The following is a 1,872-nucleotide window of genomic DNA, read 5'->3' as shown; positions in this document are numbered from 1 at the left end:
GCTCGACGCGCACCGCCCTGGCGGCCCGCTGCACTGGCTTCAGAGCGACTGGTACGCGGCGCTCGATCCGGTGCTCGCATTCGACACGATCGTCAGCAACCCGCCGTACATTGCGCAGCACGATCCGCACCTCGCTCAAGGCGACCTGCGTTTCGAGCCGCGCGGCGCACTCACCGACGATGCCGACGGCCTCAGCGCGATCCGCACGATCGTCGCGGGCGCCGGCACCTATTTGAAACCGGGCGGCACGCTCTGGATCGAGCACGGCTACGATCAGGCCGAAGCCGTACGCGCCGTGCTCGCATCGCACGGCTTCGTCGCGGTCGAATCGCTCGCCGATCTGGCCGCGATCGAACGCACGACAGGTGGCCGCCTGCCGGGCTGATGCCCGGCCCGCCCGGTTGAAATCCGCTATCATTTCGATCTAACGCCCCGCTAACGCAAGGTCAGTCATGGACACCCAACAACGTATCAAGCAAATCGTCGACGAAAACCAGGTCGTGCTCTTCATGAAGGGCAACGCACAATTCCCGATGTGCGGCTTCTCGGGCCGCGCCATCCAGGTGCTGAAGGCCTGCGGCGTCGACCAGTTCAAGACGGTCAACGTCCTCGAAGACGACGAGATCCGCCAGGGCATCAAGGAATTCTCGAACTGGCCGACCATCCCGCAGCTCTACGTGAAGGGCGAATTCATCGGCGGCTCGGACATCATGATGGAGATGTACCAGTCGGGCGAACTGCAGCAACTGTTCGCCGCCGCGTAATACGCGTCGTCCCCTTTCGATGGCATCTCCCAGCGCGCCGCCACGCCGGCTGATCGTCGCGATCACCGGCGCCACCGGCGCGATCTACGGCGTACGGCTGCTCGACCTGCTGCGCGCCGCCGGCGGCGTCGAAACGCACCTGCTGATTTCGAACGCCGGCTGGCTCAACATCCAGCATGAGTTGAAGCTGTCGAAGGCCGATGTCGAAAGCCGCGCGGACGTCGTGCATTCGGTGCGCGACGTCGGCGCGACGATCGCATCAGGATCGTTCGCGACCGACGGGATGGTGATCGCGCCCTGCTCGATGAAGACGCTCGCGAGCGTCGCGCACGGGCTGTCCGACAACCTGATCACGCGCGCCGCCGACGTCACGTTGAAGGAGCGCCGCCGCCTCGTGCTGATGGTGCGCGAAACGCCGTTCAACCTCGCGCATCTGCGCAACATGACGGCCGTCACCGAAATGGGCGGCATCGTCTTCCCGCCGCTGCCCGCGTTCTACGCGATGCCGAAGACGATCGAGGAACTCGTCGACCAGACCGTCACGCGCGTGCTCGACCTGTTCGCGCTCAGCGCACCGCTGACGACGCCGTGGGCCGGCATCCGGCACGCGCAGTAAGCGCCCCCGCAGATCCAATCTGCGCGCATCTTCGCCGATTTTCCGTGAAACTCGTTCGATTTCACGAATACCGCAGCCATCCGCCGCAGGCACAACGCATCGCCCCGATTATCAACATGCGAGCGTCAATCAAATTCCTAAACGCGGATTTATCAATTCGCAGTGCGCACCTATAGTCACAGGCAAATCCCTTTGCAGGCCACCGCCATGAACCGCTTGCCTTCGCTCTACCTGTCCCACGGCGCCCCGACGCTGCCGATCGACCCGACGCTGCCGTCCGGTGCATTCACGCACCTCGCTGCCGAATTGCCGCGCCCGCGCGCGGTGCTGATGCTGTCCGCGCACTGGGGCACGCAGCGGCCCGTCGCCAGCATCGCCGCGCATCCGGAAACGATCCACGACTTCTACGGCTTTCCGCAAGCGCTGTACGACATCCGCTACCCGGCGCCCGGCGCGCCCCGCGTCGCCCAGCGCGCGGCCGGGCCGGTCTCG

Annotated in this window: 3 protein-coding genes and 1 pseudogene; all 4 read left to right on the top strand. The window is 65.5% G+C overall.

Annotated features, from left to right (window positions below; genetic code table 11):
- Positions 1 to 385 (top strand): annotated as a pseudogene (locus tag JYJ84_RS35590) (protein-(glutamine-N5) methyltransferase, release factor-specific); the annotation flags it as partial.
- 67 nt (positions 386 to 452) lie between these two features.
- Positions 453 to 764 carry a Grx4 family monothiol glutaredoxin gene (grxD, locus tag JYJ84_RS35585; RefSeq protein WP_021161789.1) on the top strand — a complete coding sequence of 104 codons (312 nt, stop codon included), beginning with the start codon at positions 453 to 455 and terminating at the stop codon, positions 762 to 764.
- A gap of 19 nt (positions 765 to 783) precedes the next feature.
- Positions 784 to 1,380: a UbiX family flavin prenyltransferase gene (locus JYJ84_RS35580; protein WP_048251007.1), complete on the top strand. Its 597-nt coding sequence runs from the start codon at positions 784 to 786 to the stop codon at positions 1,378 to 1,380.
- Between the two features lie 207 nt (positions 1,381 to 1,587).
- On the top strand, positions 1,588 to 1,872 hold a 285-nt coding region (locus JYJ84_RS35575; protein ID WP_205190204.1), incomplete at its 3' end, for a dioxygenase.

It is taken from the genome of Burkholderia sp. LMG 13014, from assembly GCF_905232215.1.
In the GTDB taxonomy this organism is placed as follows: Bacteria; Pseudomonadota; Gammaproteobacteria; order Burkholderiales; family Burkholderiaceae; genus Burkholderia.
Note: the sequence above shows the minus strand (reverse complement) of the source record. Positions and strands in the feature narration are given on the sequence as shown.

Excerpts from the sequence above, each read along its gene's own strand:
- JYJ84_RS35580 (WP_048251007.1), top strand. The coding sequence starts at position 784 with ATGGCATCTCCCAGCGCGCCGCCACGCCGGCTGATCGTCGCGATCACC.
- grxD (WP_021161789.1), top strand. The coding sequence starts at position 453 with ATGGACACCCAACAACGTATCAAGCAAATCGTCGACGAAAACCAGGTC.